General features: G+C 54.8%; 1 protein-coding gene. It reads left to right on the forward strand.

What is annotated here, in order from left to right:
* The first annotated feature begins 95 nt into the window (after positions 1 to 95).
* Complete coding sequence (locus ABYV26_RS24785; RefSeq protein ID WP_372684023.1) at positions 96 to 1,835, forward strand: AAA family ATPase; 1,740 nt, start codon at positions 96 to 98, stop codon at positions 1,833 to 1,835.
* Positions 1,836 to 2,045 lie beyond the last annotated feature (210 nt).

A 2,045-nucleotide genomic window follows, 5' to 3' on the forward strand; every position in this document is an offset into this window, starting at 1 on the left:
GCCCAAGGCAAAGGTCGAGGCGGCTCCGGTTCAATAGCTACCCAAAGACGGGCCGGGCGTCATCAAAGATCCCGGTGTTGACGGCGATATCTTTTATGGATTATTTCACCATACTCAACCTGGATCGGGAACCTTTCTCCAATTCCCCGGACCCGGATTTTTTTTTCCAGTCCAGACAGCATGTGGACTGTCTGCAGAAGCTCGAACTGGCCATTCGGCTGAAGCGAGGTCTCAATATCGTCATCGGCGCCGTGGGCGCCGGAAAAACGACCTTGTGCCGGACCTTGCTGAAAAGATTCGCTGGAGACCCTGCGATCGAATCCCACCTGATTCTGGATCCATCGTTCAACTCAGCGGCGGCCTTTTTGGAAAGCATCGGTTCCATGATCGCCGGCACGACCATCGGCGGTCTCGACGAGCATGGTTTCAAGGAAAAAATCAAACACAATCTGTTTCAAAAGGGTGTGGATGAGAAAAAAACCATCGTCCTGATCATCGACGAAGGGCAGAAGCTTCCCCTCTTCTGCCTTGAAATCCTGAGAGAACTGTTAAACTACGAAACCAATGATCATAAACTGCTTCAAATCGTTCTGTTCGCCCAGGAGGAATTCCATGAGATCCTGGACCATCGTGCCAATCTTGCCGATCGGGTAAACCTGATCCATTTCTTGGGGCCGATGAGCCTCGCCGACACGCGCCGGATGATCGGTTTCCGGATCAAACACGCCAGCAGTCAACCCCGTCCGCCAAAGCTGTTCACAGGAATGGCCCTGTATGCCATTTATCGCGCGACAGGCGGGTACCCCAGAAAAATTATCAACCTGTGCCACCAATGCATGCTGGCGCTGATTGTCCAGAACAGATCCAAGGTCGGCTGGCGCCTGGTCCGATCCTGCAAGGACCGGTCTCTGGCCCAGCGCGGGCAGACCTATCGCAACCGCCGGGCGTTTATCTTTTCGGCGTTGGTTTTTATGGCCGCTATCGGAATGATCTACCTGATTATCCCGGGTTGGCTTCCATCAATCTCCACGCCGGTCACCGGCGGCCCATCGACAACCATGCCGGAGAACGCGAAAACAATCCACCCCCCGCCGATGGAATTGCCGATGGCGCAATCCGATCGTCCGGTCCCGTCAGCGCAACCGCTGGCGGATGTTTCGACTGCCGACATCCTTCAGCCAGCCGACGAACCGCCAGCCGCCAGACCAATCGCGGGGTTATCGCCGTCACCCCCCCCGCCCGACCTGATTCCCGATAAGCCGGGGGGCGCTGATCCGGTTGGTGAAAAAATCGCTTCAGTGTCGCCGTCACAGCAAACAGATCGTCCTAAACAAGTGCAACCGTCGCTGCTCGGCGCATTGACCGTGAAGCGTAACGACACGTTGGGGTTGATGGTCAAGATTATCTATGGTGATTTTCGTGAGCGTATCCTCCAGGCGGTATTGGATGCCAACCCTCACATCGGCCATGCCGATGCCATCCGCGTTGGAGACACCATTGCCTTTCCGGCCTTTCCGTCGGCGTTTGTTCAACGCACATTCCCACTGTGGTGGCTCAAAGTGGATCAAGCCGACTCGCTGGACCTCGCTTTTCGACGATCGATAAACGCCGCCAAGGACAAAGACGCACCATTGATGCGGGTAATTACCGAGTGGGACCCTCAAGCCGGACTGCACTACGGCATCTATGTCGCCGGCTATTTTTTTAATCACGCCGCAGCCGAAAAAATGATGGCCAATTTGCCGGATGAGTTTTCCGGTTCCGCCGAAATCATTTCCGGTTGGACCGACCAAACCGTTCTTTTTGCAGATCCTTTTTTAGGAAAGGGATATTGACGACAGCAGAGCCGCGGAAGGATGCTGGTGGACATGTGAAAGAAAAGAAAAAACTCGGCGAAATGCTTATCGATGGCGGGCTGTTGAGTGAAGATCAGCTCAAACTGGCCGTTGCCGATCACAAGCGCAACAACATGAAATTGGGCGAATACCTGGTGCGGGAGGGTATCGTCAGCAGCTCCGAAATCGTCAACCTGGTTTCTCAGCAGC

The organism is Desulfosarcina sp. (assembly GCF_041551955.1).
GTDB lineage: Bacteria > Desulfobacterota > Desulfobacteria > Desulfobacterales > Desulfosarcinaceae > Desulfosarcina.

What these genes read in the sequence shown, in the direction of transcription:
- ABYV26_RS24785 (WP_372684023.1), top strand. Translation starts at nt 96, where the DNA reads ATGGATTATTTCACCATACTCAACCTGGATCGGGAACCTTTCTCCAAT.